Origin of the sequence: Pantoea sp. LS15 (genome assembly GCF_012241585.1) — a bacterium.
GTDB lineage: Bacteria > Pseudomonadota > Gammaproteobacteria > Enterobacterales > Enterobacteriaceae > Enterobacter.
Genome location: NZ_JAAVXA010000002.1, coordinates 495,413 through 518,168, shown reverse-complemented (window position 1 = coordinate 518,168; position 22,756 = coordinate 495,413). Strand labels below are relative to the sequence as shown.

At 46.2% G+C, this 22,756-nt stretch carries 23 protein-coding genes and 1 other annotated feature; of the genes, 10 read left to right on the top strand and 13 right to left on the bottom strand.

Annotated elements, in window-relative coordinates; genetic code table 11:
- Window positions 1-128: 128 nt before the first annotated feature.
- Window positions 129-1,058: a LysR substrate-binding domain-containing protein gene (locus HED65_RS05830; RefSeq protein WP_114977804.1), complete on the bottom strand. Its 930-nt coding sequence runs from the start codon at window positions 1,056-1,058 to the stop codon at window positions 129-131.
- Between the two features lie 41 nt (window positions 1,059-1,099).
- Window positions 1,100-1,924, bottom strand: a complete 825-nt coding sequence (locus HED65_RS05825; protein WP_114977803.1) for an SDR family oxidoreductase — start codon at window positions 1,922-1,924, stop codon at window positions 1,100-1,102.
- Window positions 1,925-2,099: 175 nt separating this feature from the next.
- Here HED65_RS05825 and hisL point away from each other — a divergent pair, with 175 nt between their 5' ends.
- From hisL to hisIE, 9 genes are all read left to right on the top strand, one after another.
- Entirely contained in the window at window positions 2,100-2,150 is a 51-nt protein-coding gene (gene hisL, locus HED65_RS05820) for a his operon leader peptide (RefSeq protein ID WP_001364200.1), read from the top strand.
- Window positions 2,126-2,249 (top strand) — a sequence feature (His leader region). Its footprint overlaps the gene before it by 25 nt.
- Before the next feature lie 45 nt (window positions 2,250-2,294).
- Window positions 2,295-3,194 carry an ATP phosphoribosyltransferase gene (hisG, locus tag HED65_RS05815; RefSeq protein WP_028018500.1) on the top strand — a complete coding sequence of 300 codons (900 nt, stop codon included), beginning with the start codon at window positions 2,295-2,297 and terminating at the stop codon, window positions 3,192-3,194.
- Between the two features lie 5 nt (window positions 3,195-3,199).
- Entirely contained in the window at window positions 3,200-4,504 is a 1,305-nt protein-coding gene (hisD, locus tag HED65_RS05810) for a histidinol dehydrogenase (protein ID WP_114977802.1), read from the top strand.
- Complete coding sequence (gene hisC / locus HED65_RS05805) at window positions 4,501-5,562, top strand: histidinol-phosphate transaminase (RefSeq protein ID WP_114977801.1); 1,062 nt, start codon at window positions 4,501-4,503, stop codon at window positions 5,560-5,562. Before hisD ends, hisC begins: the two co-directional genes overlap by 4 nt.
- A complete protein-coding gene (hisB, locus tag HED65_RS05800; protein ID WP_114977800.1) occupies window positions 5,559-6,626 on the top strand; it encodes a bifunctional histidinol-phosphatase/imidazoleglycerol-phosphate dehydratase HisB in 1,068 nt (355 codons plus the stop codon). The genes hisC and hisB overlap by 4 nt, the downstream gene beginning before the upstream one ends.
- Entirely contained in the window at window positions 6,626-7,216 is a 591-nt protein-coding gene (hisH, locus tag HED65_RS05795; protein ID WP_114977799.1) for an imidazole glycerol phosphate synthase subunit HisH, read from the top strand. Before hisB ends, hisH begins: the two co-directional genes overlap by 1 nt.
- Window positions 7,216-7,953: a 1-(5-phosphoribosyl)-5-[(5-phosphoribosylamino)methylideneamino]imidazole-4-carboxamide isomerase gene (gene hisA, locus HED65_RS05790; RefSeq protein WP_114977798.1), complete on the top strand. Its 738-nt coding sequence runs from the start codon at window positions 7,216-7,218 to the stop codon at window positions 7,951-7,953. Before hisH ends, hisA begins: the two co-directional genes overlap by 1 nt.
- The gene (gene hisF / locus HED65_RS05785) at window positions 7,935-8,711 is read left to right on the top strand and encodes an imidazole glycerol phosphate synthase subunit HisF (RefSeq protein ID WP_114977797.1); all 777 of its coding nucleotides are present in this window, start codon (window positions 7,935-7,937) and stop codon (window positions 8,709-8,711) included. The genes hisA and hisF overlap by 19 nt, the downstream gene beginning before the upstream one ends.
- A complete protein-coding gene (hisIE, locus tag HED65_RS05780) occupies window positions 8,705-9,316 on the top strand; it encodes a bifunctional phosphoribosyl-AMP cyclohydrolase/phosphoribosyl-ATP diphosphatase HisIE (protein WP_114977796.1) in 612 nt (203 codons plus the stop codon). Before hisF ends, hisIE begins: the two co-directional genes overlap by 7 nt.
- Before the next feature lie 39 nt (window positions 9,317-9,355).
- Here hisIE and wzzB read toward each other — a convergent pair whose 3' ends face one another.
- Window positions 9,356-10,336 (bottom strand): LPS O-antigen chain length determinant protein WzzB, encoded by a 981-nt coding sequence (wzzB, locus tag HED65_RS05775; protein ID WP_114977795.1) that lies wholly within the window; start codon window positions 10,334-10,336, stop codon window positions 9,356-9,358.
- Window positions 10,337-10,528: 192 nt separating this feature from the next.
- Here wzzB and HED65_RS05770 point away from each other — a divergent pair, with 192 nt between their 5' ends.
- Complete coding sequence (locus HED65_RS05770; protein WP_114977794.1) at window positions 10,529-11,533, top strand: NAD-dependent epimerase; 1,005 nt, start codon at window positions 10,529-10,531, stop codon at window positions 11,531-11,533.
- 53 nt (window positions 11,534-11,586) lie between these two features.
- Here HED65_RS05770 and ugd read toward each other — a convergent pair whose 3' ends face one another.
- The 10 genes from ugd to vioA form a co-directional block, all read right to left on the bottom strand.
- Window positions 11,587-12,753, bottom strand: a complete 1,167-nt coding sequence (ugd, locus tag HED65_RS05765; protein WP_114977793.1) for a UDP-glucose 6-dehydrogenase — start codon at window positions 12,751-12,753, stop codon at window positions 11,587-11,589.
- A gap of 253 nt (window positions 12,754-13,006) precedes the next feature.
- Window positions 13,007-14,413: an NADP-dependent phosphogluconate dehydrogenase gene (gnd, locus tag HED65_RS05760; RefSeq protein ID WP_114977792.1), complete on the bottom strand. Its 1,407-nt coding sequence runs from the start codon at window positions 14,411-14,413 to the stop codon at window positions 13,007-13,009.
- Window positions 14,414-14,573: 160 nt separating this feature from the next.
- Window positions 14,574-15,587 carry a UDP-glucose 4-epimerase GalE gene (gene galE, locus HED65_RS05755; protein WP_114977791.1) on the bottom strand — a complete coding sequence of 338 codons (1,014 nt, stop codon included), beginning with the start codon at window positions 15,585-15,587 and terminating at the stop codon, window positions 14,574-14,576.
- 25 nt (window positions 15,588-15,612) lie between these two features.
- Window positions 15,613-16,731: a glycosyltransferase family 4 protein gene (locus tag HED65_RS05750; RefSeq protein WP_114977790.1), complete on the bottom strand. Its 1,119-nt coding sequence runs from the start codon at window positions 16,729-16,731 to the stop codon at window positions 15,613-15,615.
- Window positions 16,721-17,827, bottom strand: coding sequence for a glycosyltransferase (locus tag HED65_RS05745; RefSeq protein ID WP_114977789.1), 1,107 nt, complete (start codon window positions 17,825-17,827; stop codon window positions 16,721-16,723). The genes HED65_RS05750 and HED65_RS05745 overlap by 11 nt, the downstream gene beginning before the upstream one ends.
- 9 nt (window positions 17,828-17,836) lie before the next feature.
- Window positions 17,837-18,916: a glycosyltransferase family 4 protein gene (locus HED65_RS05740; RefSeq protein ID WP_114977788.1), complete on the bottom strand. Its 1,080-nt coding sequence runs from the start codon at window positions 18,914-18,916 to the stop codon at window positions 17,837-17,839.
- Window positions 18,917-18,922: 6 nt separating this feature from the next.
- Complete coding sequence (locus HED65_RS05735) at window positions 18,923-20,083, bottom strand: EpsG family protein (protein ID WP_114977787.1); 1,161 nt, start codon at window positions 20,081-20,083, stop codon at window positions 18,923-18,925.
- 11 nt (window positions 20,084-20,094) lie between these two features.
- A complete protein-coding gene (locus HED65_RS05730; protein WP_114977786.1) occupies window positions 20,095-21,054 on the bottom strand; it encodes a glycosyltransferase family 2 protein in 960 nt (319 codons plus the stop codon).
- A gap of 12 nt (window positions 21,055-21,066) precedes the next feature.
- Window positions 21,067-21,654 carry an acyltransferase gene (locus HED65_RS05725; RefSeq protein WP_114977785.1) on the bottom strand — a complete coding sequence of 196 codons (588 nt, stop codon included), beginning with the start codon at window positions 21,652-21,654 and terminating at the stop codon, window positions 21,067-21,069.
- 1 nt (window position 21,655) lies between these two features.
- Entirely contained in the window at window positions 21,656-22,756 is a 1,101-nt protein-coding gene (gene vioA, locus HED65_RS05720; RefSeq protein WP_114977784.1) for a dTDP-4-amino-4,6-dideoxy-D-glucose aminotransferase VioA, read from the bottom strand.

The window sequence follows — 22,756 nt, the reverse complement described above, 5'->3', positions numbered from 1 at the left end:
ACATGCAAAAAAAAATAACCGACGCCTTTTATATCGTCGATTATTCATTTGGTTGCAGCGGCCGCATTTTGCCCCACATCGGATACAAAAGGCAATACTTTGCAATGCCCTGGGTGATTTTCTTTTTGCTAACTGGCTGATTTCTCGACGCTGGCCTGAGAGTAAACGGCAGCGATAGCACTATTTGCTAAAATCTCGTCTCGCCACCAGCTGCTTGCCAGTCCAGAGGTTTGTTCATTCCAGCCCACCCACGCTGATTCATTACTGCTTTGAGCAAGCACCTGTTTTTCAACCAGCGCCCCGCTATCAATAAACCGCTGCGCAAGATAACGAGGCAAATAGCCGCAACCCAGACCACTGATTTGCAATTCCAGCTTGGTTTTAAAGTCAAAAACGGTAATGGCTTCCTGCTCATCAAGTAATTGCGAGGAAACCGCACACTCTGGCCGTGAACTGTCCCCCACTACAATCGCACGGTAGCCTTTAATAACCCGGCGATTAATTGGCTCTGGCTCCTGAGCAAGCGGATGATGCGGCGCAACGGCGAAAACCTGCTCCAGCACGCCCAGACGGGCAAAACCAAAATCACTCAACTGAGGAGGTTCATGCAGCGCACCGACGAAAATATCCGCCCTTCCCTGAATTAACGCATCCCATGAACCGCCCAGCACACCGTTTATAAAGATAAGCCGGGTCACGCTGTGGTGTTGATAAAATGCCTCAATCAGCGGCGTAAGAAGCGAAAACGGAAAGGTATCATCGACTCCTATAACCAGCTCATTTTCCCATCCCTGATGAAGTTTGATGGCCTGTTTTTCCAGTTCGCGAACGGTATGGAGGACTTCACGTCCTTTTTCCAGCAGCATCTGTCCGGTACGGGTAAAACGTGCGCGGTGCCCGGAGCGATCGAGGATCTGAATATTGAGATCGCTTTCCAGTTTTTGAACGGTGTAGCTCAGCGCCGAAGGGGTTTTGTAGAGCTTTGCTGAGGCGGCTGCAAAGCTCCCTTCTTTTTCCAGTGCATCCAGAATAATAAGAACATCAAGCAGCGGTTTCATGCTCGCCCCCTTCTGGTGTGCGATCGTCTCCGCTGCGAGACTTATTCCATGGGCATCACCAGCGGATCGGGATACTGATACTCAAACCCCAGCTCATGACAAATGCGATTGCCATCAACAATTTTGCCTTTACTTTCATCCTTTGTCTCACCAAAAACCGGCGGAGCCAGGCCCAACTGACGTGCCATAAGCGGGTAAAACGTACTACGCGTAGGATGAGAAGGCGCACATATATTATAGATGTGTCCACCTTTGGGAGCTTGTAAGAGTAGCTCAATTGCGCCAATAACATCGTCAAGATGCACAAGATTGACAACATGTTGCCCGTCTGGCGCTGACTTTCCGGCAAAAAAACGTCCTGGATGACGCCCTGGCCCCACCAGACCCGCCAGACGGACGATATCAACCTGCGTGCCAGGGAGATTATGCAGCCAGTCTTCCAGCTCTTTCAGTACCTGGCCGCTCGCGGTAACAGGATTGCGCCCGGAGCTCTCTTTCACCACACCTTCGACATCGCCATAGACTGACGTCGAGCTGGTAAAGATAATGCGCGGAACATGGTGTGCCAGCGCACTGTCGACAATTTCCTGCATCGCCTGCAGATAAAACGACTCACCCGGGCCACTGCGCCGCGCGGGTAGCGTAATCACCAGCGCATCGACGTTCATCAGCGTGTCCAGATCGTCAGCATCACACACCAGCTCGGGTTCCAGACGCAGTTCGACACCATCAATACCGCACATGCGCGCTGCTTCTACCCCATCCGCTGTGGTTTTACTCCCGGTCACTTGCCAGCCTTTCGCGGCTAATGACATCGCCAGCGGCATTCCCAGCCATCCTAAACCGACAATCGCGACCTTTTTCATGCGAATTCTCCTGACTCGTACTCGTCTTTCATAAGGCTACGCCAGCCCGGCAGAACACACAATTCATAGCATCAATATGAAATGAATTAATGATCAAAAAAAGCCCTTGCAATATGTTGCACAACTGGTTTAGGTTAAAAGGCATCAAATGAATAAGCATTCATCGAGAATTTATATGACACGCGTTCAATTTAAACACCACCATCATCACCATCATCCTGACTAGTCTTTCAGGCGATGTGTGCTGGAAGACGTTTGGATCTTCCAGTGGTGCATGAACGCATGAAAAAGCCCCCGGAAGATCTTCTTCCGGGGGCTTTTTTTTGGACCAAATTCAGACAGGTTAAAACAGGTTAACGAGGAATAAAGAATGTTAGATAACTCACGTTTACGCATAGCTATTCAAAAATCAGGTCGTTTGAGTGACGATTCACGCGAACTGCTAGCCCGCTGCGGGATCAAAATTAACCTGCACACCCAGCGCCTGATTGCTCTGGCTGAAAACATGCCCATCGACATTCTGCGTGTGCGTGATGACGATATCCCTGGCCTGGTGATGGATGGCGTCGTTGACCTCGGCATCATCGGTGAAAACGTGCTGGAAGAAGAGCTTCTCACCCGCCGTGCACAAGGCGAAGACCCGCGTTACTTCACCCTGCGTCGGCTGGATTTCGGCGGTTGCCGCCTGTCACTGGCAACGCCGGTCGATGAAGCCTGGGACGGCCCGGCTGCACTAAACGGCAAACGTATCGCCACCTCCTACCCTCACCTGTTAAAGCGTTACCTGGATCAAAAAGGTGTGCAGTTTAAATCCTGTCTGCTGAACGGCTCTGTTGAAGTCGCACCGCGTGCGGGTCTGGCGGACGCCATCTGTGACCTCGTCTCTACTGGCGCAACGCTGGAAGCGAACGGCCTGCGAGAAGTGGAAGTTATCTACCGCTCAAAAGCCTGCCTGATTCAGCGTGACGGCGACATGGCCGATGCCAAGCAGCAGCTGATCGACAAACTGCTGACCCGTATTCAGGGCGTGATCCAGGCACGTGAATCCAAATACATCATGATGCACGCGCCAACCGAGCGTCTGGATGAAGTGATTGCTCTGTTACCAGGTGCCGAGCGCCCAACCATCCTGCCACTGGCGGGCGATCAGCAGCGCGTGGCGATGCATATGGTCAGTAGCGAAACCCTGTTCTGGGAAACCATGGAAAAACTGAAGGCGCTGGGGGCAAGCTCTATCCTGGTGCTGCCGATTGAGAAGATGATGGAGTAACGGCCATGGGTTTTAACACAATCATCGACTGGAATAATTGTAGCGACGCACAACAACGTGAGTTGCTGATGCGCCCGGCGATTTCCGCCTCCGAAAGCATTTCACGCACCGTAGCGGAGATCCTTGAGAACGTCAAAGCCCGTGGCGATGACGCGCTGCGTGAATACAGTGCCAAATTTGATAAGACTGAAGTGGGTGTACTGAAGGTTACCGAACAGGAAATCATTGATGCCAGTGATCGTCTGGGTGATGACATCAAGCAGGCAATGGCCATCGCGGTAAAAAACATCGAGACCTTCCACACCGCGCAAAAGCTGCAAACGGTGGATGTTGAAACCCTGCCTGGTGTGCGTTGCCAGCAGGTGACCCGCCCGGTAGCGTCCGTTGGGCTGTATACCCCTGGCGGTTCGGCTCCACTGTTCTCTACCGTATTGATGCTGGCAACCCCGGCGCGTATCGCGGGTTGTCAGAAAGTGGTGCTCTGCTCTCCGCCACCGATTGCTGATGAGATCCTCTACGCAGCAAAGCTGTGCGGCGTACAGGCGGTCTATAAAGTGGGTGGCGCACAGGCGATTTCTGCCCTTGCGTTTGGCACCGAATCCATTCCAAAGGTCGACAAAATTTTTGGCCCGGGCAACGCCTTCGTGACCGAAGCCAAGCGCCAGGTCAGCCAGCGTCTGGACGGTGCGGCAATCGACATGCCTGCCGGTCCGTCTGAGGTATTGGTCATTGCCGACAGCGGCGCTACGCCGGACTTCGTCGCATCCGACCTGCTGTCTCAGGCGGAACACGGCCCTGACTCGCAGGTCATTCTGTTGACGCCGGATGCCGATATGGCAACACGCGTCGGTGAAGCCGTTGAGCGCCAGCTTGCTGACCTGCCCCGCGCCGAAACGGCACGTCAGGCGTTAGCCGCCAGCCGTCTGATTGTGGCGCGCGATTTGGCGCAGTGTATAGCCATCTCTAATCAGTACGGCCCGGAGCACCTGATTATTCAGACCCGAAATGCACGCGACCTGGTCGACAGCATCACCAGCGCAGGTTCGGTTTTCCTGGGTGACTGGTCACCTGAATCCGCTGGCGATTACGCGTCCGGCACCAACCACGTTCTGCCGACGTATGGTTATACCTCAACCTGTTCAAGCCTCGGCCTGGCGGATTTCCAGAAACGCATGACTGTGCAGGAGCTGTCCCGCGAAGGGTTTGCCTCACTGGCGTCCACCATTGAGACACTGGCTGCTGCTGAACGCCTGACCGCCCACAAAAATGCCGTTACGCTGCGCGTTGCAGCCCTGAAGGAGCAAGCATGAGCATTGAAGAATTAGCCCGTGAAAATGTCCGTCAACTGACTCCGTATCAGTCTGCACGTCGTTTAGGTGGTAAAGGTGATGTCTGGCTGAACGCTAACGAATTCCCGACAGCAGTGCAGTTCGAACTGTCTCAGCAAACGCTGAACCGCTACCCGGAGTGTCAGCCAAAGGCCGTTATCGAAAACTACGCGCAGTATGCAGGAGTGAAGCCGGAGCAGGTGCTGGTTAGCCGTGGAGCCGATGAAGGTATTGAGCTGCTGATCCGTGCCTTCTGCGAGCCGGGTAAAGATGCGGTGATGTACTGCCAGCCTACCTACGGCATGTATAGCGTCAGCGCGGAAACCTTCGGTGTGGCGTGTCGCAACGTCCTTTCTCTCGACAACTGGCAGCTGGATCTGCAGGGCATTGCCGATAATCTCGATGGTGTAAAGGTGGTGTTTGTCTGTAGCCCAAACAACCCGACCGGACAGATTATCAACCCGCAGGACATCCGTACCCTGCTGGAGATGACGCGTGGGAAAGCCCTGGTGGTCGCTGACGAAGCCTACATTGAGTTCTGCCCGCAGGCGACGCTGACAGGCTGGCTGGAAGAATATCCGCACCTTGTCGTGCTGCGTACATTGTCGAAAGCCTTTGCCCTCGCCGGTCTGCGCTGTGGATTCACGCTGGCCAATAAAGAGGTCATCGACCTGCTGTTGAAAGTGATTGCACCCTACCCGCTTTCGACGCCAGTTGCCGATATTGCAGCACAGGCGCTGACCCCACAGGGGATCAACGCGATGCGCGATCGTGTGGCGCAAATCCTGGAGGAACGTCAGTATCTGGTGACCGCTCTGAAGAATATCCCTTGCGTGGAGCAGGTGTTCGATTCGGAAACCAACTACATTCTGGTGCGTTTCACTGCCTCCAGTGCCGTATTTAAATCTTTATGGGATCAGGGCATTATCTTACGAGACCAGAATAAACAACCTTCCCTGAGCGGCTGCCTGCGCGTTACCGTAGGCACCCGCGCAGAGAGCCAGCGCGTGATTGACGCCCTGAAAGCGGAGAAAGTATGACCCAGAAGATCCTTTTTATCGATCGTGACGGCACCCTTATTTCGGAGCCACCAGCCGATTTTCAGGTCGATCGTTTCGACAAGCTGGCTTTTGAACCGGACGTGATCCCCGTACTGCTTAAGCTGCAAAAAGCCGGGTATAAGCTGGTGATGATCACCAATCAGGACGGTCTGGGTACCGACAGCTTCCCGCAGGCGGACTTTGACGGCCCACATAATCTGATGATGCAGGTATTAACCTCACAGGGTGTAGTCTTTGATGAAGTGCTGATTTGCCCGCATATGCCAGCCGATGAGTGCGACTGCCGGAAGCCGAAAGTGAAACTGGTGGAGCGCTATCTGGCGGAAGATTTGCTGGATAAAACTAACTGCTATGTCATCGGCGATCGCATCACCGATATTACGCTGGCGGAAAACATGGGCATCGTGGGGCTGCGCTATGACCGTAACGGTCTTAACTGGGCGAAAATTGGTGAGCAGCTAACCAAACGTGACCGCTATTCCCACGTTGAACGTAACACCAAAGAGACGCAGATTGATGTGAAGGTCTGGCTGGATCGCGAAGGCGGCAGCAAGATCCACACAGGTGTGGGATTCTTCGACCATATGCTGGATCAGATTGCCACCCACGGCGGTTTCCGCATGGAAATTACCGTAAAAGGCGACCTTTATATTGACGATCACCACACCGTGGAAGATACCGGCCTGGCGTTAGGTGAAGCCCTGAAGCTGGCGCTCGGTGATAAACGTGGCATCAACCGTTTTGGCTTTGTCCTGCCGATGGACGAGTGCCTGGCGCGTTGCGCGATGGATATCTCCGGACGTCCGCACCTGGAATATAAAGCCGATTTCAACTACCAGCGCGTGGGCGATCTCAGCACTGAAATGGTTGAGCACTTCTTCCGTTCATTGTCCTACACCATGGGCCTGACGTTGCACCTTAAGACCAAGGGCAAAAACGACCACCACCGCGTGGAGAGTCTGTTCAAGGCTTTTGGCCGTACCCTTCGCCAGGCGATCCGCGTGGAAGGTGACGCCCTGCCTTCATCGAAAGGAGTGCTGTAATGAATGTGGTGATTCTGGATACCGGATGCGCCAACCTGAACTCCGTGAAATCGGCGATTGCGCGTCACGGCTATGAGCCGGTGGTGAGCCGTGACCCGGACGTGGTGCTGCGCGCCGACAAACTCTTTTTACCGGGCGTGGGAACCGCGCAGGCCGCGATGGATCAGATTCGCGAACGCGAGTTGGTCGACCTGATCAAAGCCTGTACCCAGCCAGTTCTGGGCATTTGCCTGGGTATGCAGATCCTGGGCCGCCGCAGTGAAGAGAGCAACGGCGTCGACCTGTTGGGCATTATTGAAGAAGACGTGCCGAAAATGAACGACCACGGCCTGCCTTTGCCACATATGGGCTGGAACCGCGTTTACGCCAAAGCAGGTGATCGGTTATTTCGCGGCATTGAAGACGGCGCGTATTTTTACTTCGTGCACAGCTACGCTATGCCAGTGAATCCGTACACCATCGCTCAGTGCAATTATGGTGAAGCGTTTACCGCAGCGGTGCAGAAAGATAACTTCTTCGGCGTGCAGTTTCACCCGGAACGCTCTGGCGCCGCCGGCGCGCAGCTGCTGAAAAACTTCCTGGAGATGTGATGATTATTCCCGCTTTAGATTTAATTGACGGCACGGTTGTTCGTCTTCATCAGGGCGATTACGGGCAGCAACGTGACTACGGGAACGACCCACTGCCACGTCTGCAGGATTACGCGGCTCAGGGTGCAGAAGTGCTGCACCTGGTGGATCTCACGGGCGCGAAAGACCCGGCGAAACGCCAGATCCCGCTACTCAAAAAGCTGGTCGCTGGCGTGAATGTCCCCGTTCAGGTAGGTGGTGGCGTGCGCACTGAAGAGGACGTTGCGGCTCTGCTTGAAGCTGGTGTGGCGCGCGTTGTCGTTGGCTCTACCGCCGTAAAAGACCCCGAAATGGTCAAAGGCTGGTTCCGCCGTTTCGGCGCGGATGCGCTGGTACTAGCGCTGGATGTGCGTATCGACGAACAGGGCCGCAAACAGGTTGCGGTGAGCGGCTGGCAGGAGAACTCTGGCGTGACGCTGGAAGAACTGGTTGCTATTTATCAGCCCGTTGGCCTGAAGCACGTGCTGTGCACCGATATCTCCCGCGACGGCACACTGGCGGGCTCTAACGTCTCGCTGTATGACGAGGTCTGTGCACGTTTTCCGCAGGTGGCTTTCCAGTCGTCCGGCGGAATTGGTGATTTAGCCGACATCGCCGCGCTGCGCGGTACCGGTGTGCAGGGCGTGATCGTTGGACGCGCCCTACTGGAAGGAAAATTTACTGTGACGGAGGCGATTCAATGCTGGCAAAACGGATAATCCCTTGCCTGGACGTGCGCGCTGGCCAGGTGGTGAAAGGCGTGCAGTTCCGCAACCACGAGATCATTGGCGACATCGTCCCGCTGGCAAAACGCTATGCTGATGAAGGGGCTGACGAGCTGGTGTTTTACGATATCACCGCCTCCAGTGATGGCCGAGTGGTCGATAAAAGCTGGGTAGCACGCGTAGCAGAAGTGATCGATATTCCATTCTGCGTGGCGGGTGGGATTAAATCAGCTGAAGACGCGGCCAAAATTCTCTCGTTTGGTGCCGACAAGATTTCCATCAACTCCCCTGCCCTGGCAGACCCGGAGCTGATTACTCGCCTGGCCGAGCGCTTTGGAGTGCAGTGCATTGTCGTTGGGATCGACACCTGGTATGACGACGCAACGGGCAAATATCACGTTAATCAGTATACCGGTGATGAAAGTCGAACCCGTGTGACCCAATGGGAAACCCTCGACTGGGTGCAGGAAGTGCAGAAGCGTGGCGCGGGCGAGATTGTCCTCAACATGATGAACCAGGACGGGGTGCGTAACGGTTATGACCTCGAACAACTGAAAAAAGTGCGTGCGGTTTGCCACGTCCCGCTGATCGCCTCCGGCGGCGCGGGCACCATGGAACACTTCCTGGAAGCCTTCCGCGATGCAAACGTCGATGGCGCACTGGCGGCGTCCGTGTTCCACAAGCAGATTATTAATATTGGTGAGTTAAAAACGTTCCTGGCCGGCCAGGGCGTGGAGATCAGGGTATGTTAACAGAGCAACAACAGGCACAGCTGGACTGGGAAAAAACGGATGGATTACTGCCCGTGGTTGTCCAGCATGCCGTTTCCGGCGAAGTATTGATGCTGGGGTATATGAACCAGGACGCACTGGCAAAAACGCTCGACAGCGGCAAAGTCACCTTTTTCTCACGCACTAAACAGCGTCTGTGGACCAAAGGGGAAACCTCAGGCCATTTTCTGAACGTGGTCAGCATAACGCCGGATTGCGATAACGATACCCTGCTGGTTCTGGCAAACCCGATTGGGCCAACGTGCCACAAAGGAACCAGCAGCTGCTTCGGTGAGGCTAGCCACCAGTGGCTGTTTTTATATCAACTGGAGCAACTGCTGGCAGAGCGTAAAACGGCGGATCCTGAGAGCTCTTATACCGCGAAGCTGTACGCCAGCGGCACCAAGCGTATTGCGCAGAAAGTGGGAGAGGAAGGTGTTGAGACTGCGTTGGCCGCGACGGTGCATGACCGCGAGGAACTGACCAATGAAGCGTCTGATTTGATGTATCACCTGCTGGTGCTGCTGCAGGATCAGGAGCTGGATTTGACGGCAGTGATAGAAAATCTTCGTAAGCGTCATAAATAAAAAAACCGGGGAATTTCCCCGGTTTTTTTTATCTGCAAATCAGGCTTCGGGTTTGTAGTTGCGCAACGCATTGCGCCCCAGCACCACTCCGGAACCGATAATCCCACCCAGCAAGACCGCCAGAATTAATGTGATGGCCTTTTTCGGACTGTCACGATAGACAGGGAGGTCCGGCTTCATGACGTAACGATATACGTGGATGGTGTCCGGATTCACGTTCAACTTCTCGATATCGAGTAAGTTTTGTTTTGTCTGATAATACGCGCCTGAGAAGACCAGTGGACGGGACGCTTCGTTATCAATCATCGATTTCAGCGCTTCACTTCCCAGCAGGAACATCGTCTCCTGGGTTACATCCTGGGTTTGCTGGATCTGCGGTGAGCTAATTTTCGCCGCTTCCGCATTCTTGAGCGCTTCAGAGATCTGTTTGATACGCAGATCTTTCTGCTCCTGAGCAACCTTCTCCTGGTTTTCCAGCGAGTCATTAAGCGTTGTGATCTGCTGCTTGATGTTGTCTTTGAGGTCGAGAGAGAGCTCTTTCGCCGTTTGCTCATCTACCTGCTGAATGTACTGCGCCAGCTGTTTTTGAGCCGCCTCTGCAGATTCCCCCTGATAGGAGACGCTTAACGGCAACGGCTGGCCTTTAACGGTAGTGTCGATAGTCAGCTTCTCTGGTATTTTCTGGTTTTCGAGCGACTGAGCTAAAGCAGAAAAAGAAGAGTTGAAACGGTTAATGGCACGGTTTTGGATGTCCAGCATCGAAGGCGCTGCACCACCGTAAAGGATATTCAGTGCGTTGGCATAAGTGGCAATCTGCGCCGCATCCGGCTGAGCAATGATTGCGGAAGAGGTCCATTTCTCTTTTGCGACCGTGATATAAATACCCGCCAGGACGATAAAAACAGCAACAAAAGCGCCAATTACCCACTTTCCACGCCAAAGTTGAAGCACTAAATCAAGTAAATCAATTTGCTCCGGACCATTACTGCTATTAACCGGAGTATTGTTGTTCTGCGTCATACAATCCCTAACAGATAAAAAAGGGCAAAAAAATCATGTCTACATAGTGTATCTGTTGCCAGCGATTTTTCTATCAGAATCCGATGAGTTATATCGGAAAGATGGGTTATGTAACTCGCGGCCAACGCGCTATCATATAGCAATTCTAATGCCTCTGGCATAGACAAGATCGAAAAGTTAACGAGGGAAGATATGAAATTTTTAGTTACTGGCGCGGCAGGTTTTATCGGGTCTCATGTCAGCAAACGCTTACTGGACGCCGGATACCAGGTCGTCGGGATTGATAATCTGAATGATTACTACGATGTCAATCTCAAGCTGGCACGTCTGGACTTGCTGAAATCCGGCAATTTCACCTTCCACAAAATGGAGTTGGCCGATCGTGAAGGGATGGCGGCGTTGTTCGCCAACGAGAAGTTTGATCGCGTGATTCATCTGGCCGCGCAGGCAGGCGTGCGCTACTCGCTTGAAAATCCACACGCTTATGCGGATGCTAACCTGGTCGGTCACCTTAACGTGCTGGAAGGTTGTCGTCATAACAAGGTACAGCACCTGCTGTATGCGTCATCAAGCTCCGTTTATGGTCTGAACCGCAAGATGCCGTTCTCAACAGATGACTCCGTAGACCACCCGGTGTCACTCTATGCGGCGACCAAAAAAGCCAACGAGCTAATGTCGCATACCTATTCCCATCTGTATAACCTGCCAACCACCGGCCTGCGTTTCTTTACCGTATACGGTCCGTGGGGACGTCCGGATATGGCGCTGTTTAAATTCACCAAAGCGATGATTGAAGGCAAAAGCATCGACGTTTACAACTACGGCAAGATGAAGCGCGACTTCACTTACATTGACGACATCGCCGAAGCCATTATTCGTCTGCAGGATGTTATTCCTCAGGCCGATGCAGACTGGACCGTCGAAACCGGCTCCCCGGCGACCAGCTCCGCGCCTTATCGTGTTTACAACATTGGTAACAGCTCCCCGGTCGAGCTAATGGATTACATTACAGCTTTGGAAGAGGCGCTCGGTAAAGAAGCTGAGAAAAACATGATGCCAATTCAACCGGGTGACGTGCTGGAGACCAGCGCAGATACGAAAGCGTTGTATGATGTTATTGGCTTTAAACCGCAGACCTCGGTCAAAGATGGGGTTAAAAACTTTGTCGACTGGTATCGCGCCTTCTACAAAGTCTGAAAATAAAAAAACCCGGTTATATGACCGGGTTTTTTTACGCGCTTTAAGGGTAATCAATCGCTACCGAACAGATCGCGGGTATACACTTTATCCGCCACGTCCGCCAGCTCTTCTGCCATGCGGTTAGAGATGATCACATCTGCTTCCTTCTTGAAAGCATCCAGATCGCGAATCACGCGGGAGTGGAAGAACTCATCTTCCTGCATTGCAGGTTCATAAATAATGACCTGAACACCCTTCGCCTTAATACGCTTCATGATCCCCTGAATGGAAGAGGCGCGGAAATTATCGGAACCGCTCTTCATAATCAGACGATACACGCCCACCACTTTCGGCTGACGCGCGAGGATGGAATCAGAGATGAAATCCTTACGCGTGCGGTTTGCATCAACAATCGCTGAAATCAGGTTGTTAGGTACGGCCTGATAGTTGGCCAGCAGCTGCTTGGTATCTTTTGGCAGACAGTAGCCACCATAACCAAATGACGGGTTGTTATAGTGGTTACCGATGCGTGGGTCAAGGCACACGCCTTCGATGATCTGTCGGGAGTTCAAACCCAGACTCTCTGCGTAGCTGTCCAGCTCGTTAAAATAAGCGACACGCATTGCCAGGTAGGTGTTTGCGAAGAGCTTGATCGCCTCAGCTTCGGTGGAGTCGGTAAACAGTACCGCAATATCCTTTTTGACTGCACCTTCCTGAAGCAGTGCTGCAAAACGCTCGGCACGCTCTGAACGCTCCCCAATAACGATACGCGAAGGATGCAGGTTGTCGTACAGCGCCCTTCCCTCACGGAGGAATTCCGGTGAGAAGAAGATATTATCGATACCGAACTTTTCTTTAATAGATTGTGTGAAACCAACAGGAATAGTTGATTTGATAACCATCACCGCCTTTGGATTAATCGCGATAACGTCTTTGATCACCGCTTCCACCGTAGAGGTGTTGAAGTAGTTGGTTTTTGGATCGTAGTCCGTTGGTGTCGCGATGATAACGAAATCCGCATCACGATAGGCGTCTTCTTTATCCGTTGTTGCACGGAAATTCAGTGGCTTGTTAGCCAGATACTCCTGGATCTCTTTATCGACGATCGGGGACTTCTTCTGGTTAAGCATGTCCACTTTGGCCTGCACGATATCCAGCGCAACCACTTCGTGGTTTTGAGCAATCAGTATGCCGTTTGAAAGACCGACATAGCCTGTTCCGGAGATGGTTATTTTCATTCGTTCAACTTCTTCAAGTTTGAGTTTCAGGAGGCGTCAGTACACCACCGCAATAAACAACTGTTGAGGTTTTTACCTCTTATGTTGAGCAGCTGTCAAGGTAAACGCCTGGCTATAGAATTGAGAAAATGCAGTGGTTTAGAAGGGATTAAAAGGCTCTTGTCCGGCAAAGCGAGTCAACATGGGCAAAAGCGCGATAAAAAAAGCCCGGTGAGATTCACCGGGCCCTGCTATCTGATGACGTTAAATCAGATTAATCCAGCCATTCAGTGTGGAACACACCTTCTTTATCGGTGCGTTTGTAGGTATGCGCTCCGAAGTAGTCACGCTGTGCCTGAATCAGGTTGGCAGGCAGAACGGCAGCACGATAGCTGTCGTAGTAAGCCACTGCAGCGGAGAAGGTTGGAACCGGAATACCGTTCTGTACAGCATAGGCAACTACATCACGCAGCGCCTGCTGATATTCGTCAGCGATTTTCTTGAAATATGGAGCCAACAGCAGGTTCGCGATACCCGCATTTTCAGCATAGGCATCGGTGATTTTCTGCAAGAACTGCGCACGAATAATGCAACCAGCACGGAAGATCTTCGCGATTTCGCCGTAGTTCAGATCCCAGTTGTTTTCGTCTGAAGCGGCACGCAGCTGAGAGAAACCTTGTGCATAAGAGACGATTTTACCCAGATACAGAGCGCGACGAACTTTCTCAACGAATTCAGCTTTATCACCAGCTGGCTTGGCCTGCGGGCCAGACAGCACTTTGGATGCCGCAACGCGCTGCTCTTTCAGAGAAGAGATGTAGCGAGCGAATACGGATTCAGTAATCAGAGACAGTGGTTCGCCCAGATCCAGAGAGCTCTGGCTGGTCCATTTACCAGTACCTTTGTTTGCTGCTTCATCCAGAATCACATCAACCAGGTAATTACCCTCTTCATCTTTCTTGGTGAAGATATCTTTGGTGATGTCGATCAGGTAGCTGTTCAGCTCGCCCTTGTTCCACTCGCTGAAGGTCTCTGCGAGTTCTTCATTAGAGAGGTTCAGGCCGCCTTTCAGTAAGGAGTACGCTTCAGCGATCAGTTGCATGTCGCCGTATTCGATACCATTGTGAACCATCTTCACATAATGGCCCGCACCGTCTGCACCGATATAGGTCACGCATGGCTCACCATCTTCAGCAACAGCGGCAATTTTAGTCAGGATCGGAGCAACCAACTCGTACGCTTCTTTCTGACCACCAGGCATGATGGATGGGCCTTTCAGCGCCCCCTCTTCACCGCCGGAAACACCGGTACCGATAAAGTTGAAGCCTTCGGCAGACAGTTCACGGTTACGACGGATGGTGTCCTGGAAGAAGGTGTTACCGCCATCAATGATGATGTCGCCTTTATCCAGGTAAGGTTTCAGGGAATCGATGGCAGCATCGGTACCTGCACCCGCTTTCACCATTAACAGGATACGACGAGGCGTTTCCAGGGACTCAACAAACTCTTTAACCGTGTAGAAAGGAACCAGTTTCTTGCCTGGGTTCTCGGCAATCACTTCTTCGGTCTTATCACGGGAGCGGTTGAAAACGGAGACGGTATAACCACGGCTTTCGATGTTGAGCGCCAGGTTGCGCCCCATCACTGCCATACCGACAACGCCGATCTGTTGCTTGGACATTACATACTCCTGTCAGGTGTGGTCACCGCGACTTATGCGCGGCTTGAATGTATCAACAATGTTAACTCAACTTTATGTCGCATGGATAGTTTAATATGTGCGTTATAAGTCCAAAGAAATTATCGGACTGCACTTATTTTAGAAGCTCAATCATATAGTTCTATTTATAACCATCAGGATTTTTAATTTGCCAGTTCCATGAGTCTCGAAGCATCTCTTCAAGAGAGTATTTTGCTTTCCATTCAAGTACTTCATTTGCTAGTTCAGGAGAAGACCAGCATTCACCGACATCGCCTGGTCTCCTTGGGACAAATACAAATGATATATCTTTATGAGTGACTTTTTTGAAACAGGAAATTAGCTCTAGAACAGAATGAGGTTTACCTGTTCCTAAATTAAACACATGGTAACCCGCTAAGACATCAATTTTTTTAAGTGCTGCAGTATGTCCTGATGCCAAATCCTGCACATGAATAAAATCTCGCACCCCTGTACCATCCTTGGTAGGGTAGTCATTCCCATAGATTGATAATTTCTCTAATTTGCCTATTGCAACTTTAGTAATATACGGAACAAGATTATTAGGAATGCCTGAAGGGTCTTCACCAATTAAACCTGATGGGTGTGCACCAACAGGATTGAAATAACGCAAAGAAATAATATTCCAGTCTCTATCCGATGAAGCTACATCTTTTAAAATCTGCTCCAGAAACAATTTTGAAGTTCCGTAAGGGTTGGTAGTGCCACCGGTACGACAACCTTCAACAAGTGGAATTTGCTCTGGGAAACCATATACAGTTGCTGATGAACTGAAAATGATTTTTTTAACTCCATTCTCTTTCATTACCGATAATAAATTCAGAGAGCCAGTTAAATTATTATCATAGTATTTTAAAGGTTCTACAACTGATTCACCAACAGATTTCAAACCTGCAAAATGAATAACACACTCAAAATTATACCTTTTAAATAATGATTCTAACTGACTCTTATCTCGCAAATCCATATCGTAAAAATCAATTTTTTTTCCAGATAAAACTTCAACTCTTTTTATGGATTCGAAAGATGAATTGGATAAATTATCGATAACAACTAAATCATAGTCATTAAGTAACAAATCGATTAAAGTATGTGAACCAATATAACCCGCACCACCAGTAATTAAAATACTCATCCGGTTTACCTATAACAATATTGGATCATTTCCACATAATAGTTTCAATAGCGTTCAAATACTTATTGATTACTATTTGTTCGTCAAACCTAGTCTCAATAAAATTGCGACCAGCTGTACCCATCGCTATTCTTTCATGTTCAGGCATATTGATAATAAGTTCCATTTTGTCGGACAAACTCTCCACTGAGCGAGGTTCACACAAAAATCCGGTAACTCCGTCTTCGAGAGTTTCCTTACAACCAACATTGTCTGTGGTAATAAGTGGCTTACCCATTGCTGCAGCTTCAAGCAGAGACTTTGGGACTCCTTCACGATAAAAAGAGGGCAAAACGACACAATCAACATCACCGAGTATTTTTTCAATGCTATCTGATACACCGAGATATTTTACATGCCCCTCACTTACCCATCCATTCATCTGCGTTGTAGTAATTGATCTTGGGTTTTTATCATCAATAAAACCAACAAGTAAAAATTCCACATTATTATATTTTGATTTAAGGTTCTTTGCTGCACCGACATATTGTAATATTCCTTTGTCAGTTAGCATTCTGGCAATTAACGCAAACCGCGTAACTCCATCCATGCGGGGGCGTGTGACCGTAAAACGTTTAAGATCAACACCAGAACCAGGTAATATATCCGTATTAACACCAGAAATGCCTAACCTTCTAAAAATATTAGAATCATCTTCATTTTGAAAGAAAATAAAATCTGCATTACTTTGACTAAATTTGTATAACGTTTTGACTATAAGATTCAGCCATCCAGAATGACCAAATGCGGCACCTAAACCTGCAATATTATTTATGACTTTGACTTTGCATATTTTAGCTGCAATTGTGCTGTAAATGTTGTTTTTTGGTGTGAAATTCAATACAATAACAACATTATTCCTTTTGAAAATTTTATAAAAATTAATAACTGTATAAATATCATTTAAAGGATTTATACCACTTTTATCAATTTTAACCTCTTCATAAGCACACCCAAGTTCTTCTAATAAGGAGGTGTAATCATCTCTGGGTGCGCAAGCAATAACATGGTAACCATGTTCGATTAAAGAAATGATTGTATTCTTACGAAAATTATATATATACCAGCAAGTATTTGCTGTAATAGCAATTATTTTATCTTTCATATTTATTCTGATAAATTTGTAACCAATTATCCACCACAGCATTAATAGAGAATTTATCTTCGATGCGTGCTCTTGCCCTCGATTTTAAATCGATACATTCGCTGTCATTCATTGCAAGTATTTTAATTACGCCTTCAGCCAGGTGATTAGAGGAATGAACGGGGACGATTGTGCCGCAATCACCTAGAATTTCAGAAACCCCACCACAATTGGTAGTAATTATAAGTGAATTGCAAGCCATGGCTTCTCCAATGACTAACGGCAATCCTTCCCAAGAAGATGACATTATATAAATATCAGCAGCACTCATCAATGCTGGTATATCGTGGCGAACCCCTAAGAAAAAAAGATGCGATTCGAGGTTAAGTTTCTTTCTTAATTCTGCCATCTGAAAAAACAAGGCCCCTTCACCTGCTATCAATAACCTCAAATGACTTAGATTTCTTTCATGAACGAGAATGCGAAAAGCCTCAAGCAAATTTGGATAATCTTTAGCTTCGGTAAATCGACCAACTGCAAGCATTATTATATGCTCGTCAGACAGGGAGAGTTCATCAACTATTGTTTTTCTTGCCGATGGTATGAACTTAAATTTACTTGTATCAATGCCATTCGAAACAGCAATTATCTTTTCCGGCTTTACGATTTTAGTTCGAATATTTTCCTTTACTGCATCTGCACTGACATTAGTGATTAAATCACATAATGGTGATGTTATTTTATATAAAAACATCCTTAGCACCCCACCTTCATATCTACTATGGGATGATGATATCAGGCATTTCAGTGTTGTAGTACAACGCAGTAATCGACAAAGTAAATTCGCATGAAAAAGATGGCTGTGTACAACATCAGGATTTACATCTTTGATAATTTTTCTTATTTTAAAGTAAACTTTTAAGAATGAAAAAGGATTCTTGGATAAAGACATTTGATGAAGAACGACACAGCTATTTTCGGGCAACGTTTTAGCATTTTTACCTAATGATATGAGCGTAACCTTATTTCCTCTTTCGGCCATTTTATCAGCAAGCAAGCAAACTTGTTTTTCTGCTCCCCCCATACTTAAGCCAGTAATGACATAAACTATTTTCATTCTTTTACCTCAATCTATTATGTCATTAATAAAACTATTCGTATTGAATTTTGAAGCCCATCTCTTACAAGACATCATAAACTCCCTCTTGTTATTCTTTATAATAATCAAATCACGTATAAATTTCTCATTATCCTTATAGAAAAAACCACTTTGATTTTCACAGATTGCCTCTGTAATGCCATACTTTTCTGGACCAAATGTTGGAATTCCAGCAGCTGCTGATTCTATAAATGTGAGACCAAAAGCTTCAGGTTGGTTCGGAAGGAGCCAGTAAGCATCATACGAATTCGGATCTATCTTATTTGATAGCATATTACGGTCGAGTTTACCCATCATATGAATCCGATTATCAAGCTTTTTATCTTTAATGATCTTAACAATTTCGTTTTCTAAGCTACCTTTGCCATATATATCCCAGGTAAGATCGCATCCGCTATTTATAAGTGCCTCAAAAATAGAAATCATATCGAGGTAACCCTTGCGTTTCTCTAAACGAGAAAACGATACCAAACGAATGGAATATGTATTTTCTGCATGTAGCTCAATAATATTTTTAACTAGATGTTGCATTCCAGCATTCAAACCTGCGTAGCTAACAATTTCACTTTTAGGTTTGATTTTCCTATTCTGCAGTTCGTTGTGTGTACGTGAAGCAACATACTGACTAACATATATTACTTTTTTACAATGTTTTAAAAAGATGCCATAAAACAAAGGGAGCAAAATTAGGGAGTTTTTTCTACTTCTTGAACGAAATACTATATCAATCTCAGTTCCATGTATAATATACACACATTTATTAAGGAGTCTTTTATTTCCGATCAAACCTAAGATATAGGCCGATCGCAAATCATTTACAATAATTATGTCATTCTTTTTAAATAATGAAAATAAATAGTTCAACAAAGCCCAAAAAGGCCAGATCGCATTGAATATTTTTTGGAAATATCTATTCTTTGGATTGGCACAATTTACTTTACATTTTATATTTCTCGCATCTAATGCCTGAACTGTCTGAGATGCGACTACGCCAGCACCACCGATATGGTACGGATAATACTCATCAGTTAAAATTAATACATTCATAATATTCTATCTTGGACAAAACTCCGGATCAAACTCATCTATTACTATGCATTTTTTAGATTTTAATAGATCGATATCATATGGATTGCTGCTCAAAATGTTGGTATAGAAGAATTTTGGTTGGAAGAAATCAGATGCATAGTAAGGATTTGTTATGTTACGCATAAATACAGAAATAGCCATAACAAAAGTAACAGGTAATAATAGCTTGGTTATCGAACTTATATTACCACGGAAGAAGATAAGTTGTGCATGAATAACCAAAAGAGGAAAAATATAATATAACAAACGCTGAAGGAACGGAGCTGTGTAGAAGGCTAAATGGAAAAGGAAGAATATATACCCTCCCATTGCATAAACATTCCTGCCACACTCTTCATTGTCATTACGCGAGATAAAATAGATTAACAACAGTCCCAGGCAGTCAATTACAGCAAAGAACCCTAATTTAAGATCAGAGATTTTTGAAAGATAACTTATTAATTTTGCATATAGCAATTGTGGTAGAATGCTTCCTAAAGATGAAACAATTGCATTAAGACTTAGCAGGATAATTATAAAGACCGAAGCAAAAATTAGCATAATTAGCATATTTTGCTTAGACAAACGCATTTTCAGTAAGATTAAAACAGGAATCATTAAAATTGCTGACGCATGAAACATCGAAGCGCAAATGCAAATTAAAATTATTTTCTTTCCCGTGCACTTATCGATATTAGGGAGAAATGGAAGCAATATGCTAAAAGCTAACAATTGCCTTATGGCATCATTAAAAAGAGGGTAAATAAAGGCTAAGGTTATAAATATAAATAAACTGCGATTAAATTTATACGGAACATTATTTATAAATTTAGAAAAAGCAAGTACGGAAATTGCGCACGAAAAGAAAACTACCGAGTGAAAATTTTCAAACCCGATAATATAGCCAAAAAAATACATAACGAGCATGAAACCAGGCTCGTAAGTCAAATAACCCACCGACGTGCCATTATGAATTAATGAAGAATAATGGTGTTGGTAATTTATCCAGTCTATTCCATTATAATAATTACCTGTTACCGCAATAAAGAAGATAAAAAGTGATAATTTGTATATAATCGTTGAATAACGACCACGGTCTAAAAGTGATGTTATCAAAAGTAAGGCCAAAGAGTAAATCCAATACATATTGATGACTCTTATTTTCGAAAAAATGAATTGAGATAATGGATAAAATATATAATCCGCGGAAAATATTTTAGCCTATTATATAGTTTTTGTTTTGCTGTAAATTTTTCACTTACTCTGTTTGCTTCATTTAAATAACAAAGGAATAACTTATCATTTCGTTCAAAAATAAATCTTGTACACATATTCAAATATACATTAGCAATTTTCTTATCAAAATCAGCATCATATTTTGCGAACTGTGATTTTGCCAACAGCAAATACTTTGCAATATTTAAATGCCGAGAAGTAAATTTATGTATATCATTTTTAATTGCTTCAGACCAGGAACCAACTGCATTGACTCTATACACTGACATAGGCTCAGGAAGATAAATACCACCATTACCCATGGAATATAACTCGAGAAAAAGATCCCCAATGCAGCATTCAGAAAACCAAGATGGTAGTTTTTCGCATATATTTCGTTTAAACATATAAGATGCAGTAGGTGCAAATTGTCCAACTACATTTAAGACATCGTTTATATAAAATATCTTTTGAACCGAACCATAGTTAAATGATAACTTTCTTTGACCATTTTGCTCCATAAAGGCACTATGGAAACAAAAATCGATATTCGGATTTAGTTTTAAACTATCATATTGTTTTTGAAGTTTTTTATTATCAATCCAATAATCATCACCCTCACAAAAGGCAATATATGCGCCTCTTGCTTGATGGAAAACTGAAAGGATATTGCCATTAGGACCTAGATTGTTTTCATTATAGATTACATTGATTTGGTCAGGAAATCTTAACCTCCATGCTTCAAGTTTTTCTCGCGTCGCATCGGTGCTACAATCATCCCCAATAACAATTTCAAATTTAAAAGTTGTTTCCTGAGCCAGGATATTTTCTATACAATTATCTATGTAAGACTCTTGGTTATAAGTAATACAACATACTGAAACTATTATATCACCAACCATATCTACTTCCTTTCATTCTTTAAGCTCATTTGATTTTTCAACAAGTGATGCTAATAAATTTTCTTTTTTAAGTAAATCACGTGCTCGTGCTTTTATCTTTTTTAAAGGGTTGCCAGCGTAAATATAAAAGTCTTCACAATTCTCTTTTACCAGAGAAAGTGCACCGATTGCAACTCCATCCCCTATAAGCACACCAGGTAATATAACGCTACCCGACCCGATTATCACATGCATGCCAATAATTACAGGTGCATGCGTAACATTAGTAAATTCATCAGGCACCATCGGGTTACTCATATAATTACCTGAGTAGTCATCATTGCTTGAGTAAATAGAAACCCGCGAAGAAATATTTGAATAGTCCATCAATGTAATTCTGCCTGAGCCAATCAGAGAAGAGTACACTGCGATATGAATATAATTCCCAATATACACCCCCCCCTCTCCTGCAGAAATGACGCAGAAATCATCTATTCGAACATTATGACCAATATGGATTTTTGACACACCATAGAAAGATGCTTTCGTTGAGATAAAGACATTCTCTCCAACAGAGGCAAATCCCATCTGTTCTACTTCTTCACGGGTTAAGATAGCCATTTTACCCTCGAATAACATTTATAATGCGAGAGAAATCATTTTCATTTAATTCGTTGAAAATTGGCAAGCACAGCACTTTATCAGAAATAGCATTTGATAAAGGAAGATTCTCGACGGCAGCTGATTCGATTCCTCTGTACATTGGCATGTTACTGATCAATGGATAGAAATAGCGACGAGACAGTATATCATTTCGTTTTAGCTCAAGATAAAGCTCATCTCTGGAAAGGCGGAATTCAGGTTCAATCAACACCGGGAAATAAGAATAGTTACTGTTTGAATATTCTGATGGCTCAGGAACTGTTATCCCTTCGATACTCGAGAGTGCTTCTCGGTATGCTATGTCGATTTTTTTACGCTGCTCAATTGCGCTATTAATATGCTTGAGCTGAACCAGACCGAAGGCAGCGTTGATTTCACTCATTTTGCCGTTGATTCCAGGTGCCGTTACGGTGAGTTCATCAGCAATACCAAAATTCTTTAATCTGTCAATGCGTTGCTTAGTCTTGGCATCCTGACAAATAATGGCTCCACCTTCAAATGTGTTGAAGACTTTGGTGGCATGGAAACTGAGGATAGACATATCGCCAAATCGTAGAATACTCTGGCCTTTGTAATTGACTCCAAATGCATGAGCAGCATCGTATATCACACGCAGCCCGTAATTGTCCGCAATGTCCTGAATAGCTTCGACATCACAAGGACTGGAATAGCAGTGGACAGGCATGATAGCTGTTGTATTTGGCGTAATGGCAGCTTCGATTTTCTTTGGATCGATATTGAATGTTTTAGGGTCAATATCAACGAATACCGGCTTCAATCCATTCCATAAAATCGAATGACTGGTCGCAATGAAGGAGTATGGGGTAGTGATCACTTCACCAGAAATGCGAAGTGCCTGAAGAGCAGTGATGAGTGCAATTGTTGCATTATTAAAAAGAGATATGTACTCAACTCCCAAATACTCACACAGTTCTTTTTCGAGTTGCTGATGGAAGGGACCATTATTAGTTAACCATTTATTATCCCAAATTTGTTCCAGGTAAGGAATAAACTCGCTGAGTTCAGGAAGAAAAGGTTGAGTCACTGGTATATTTTTCAT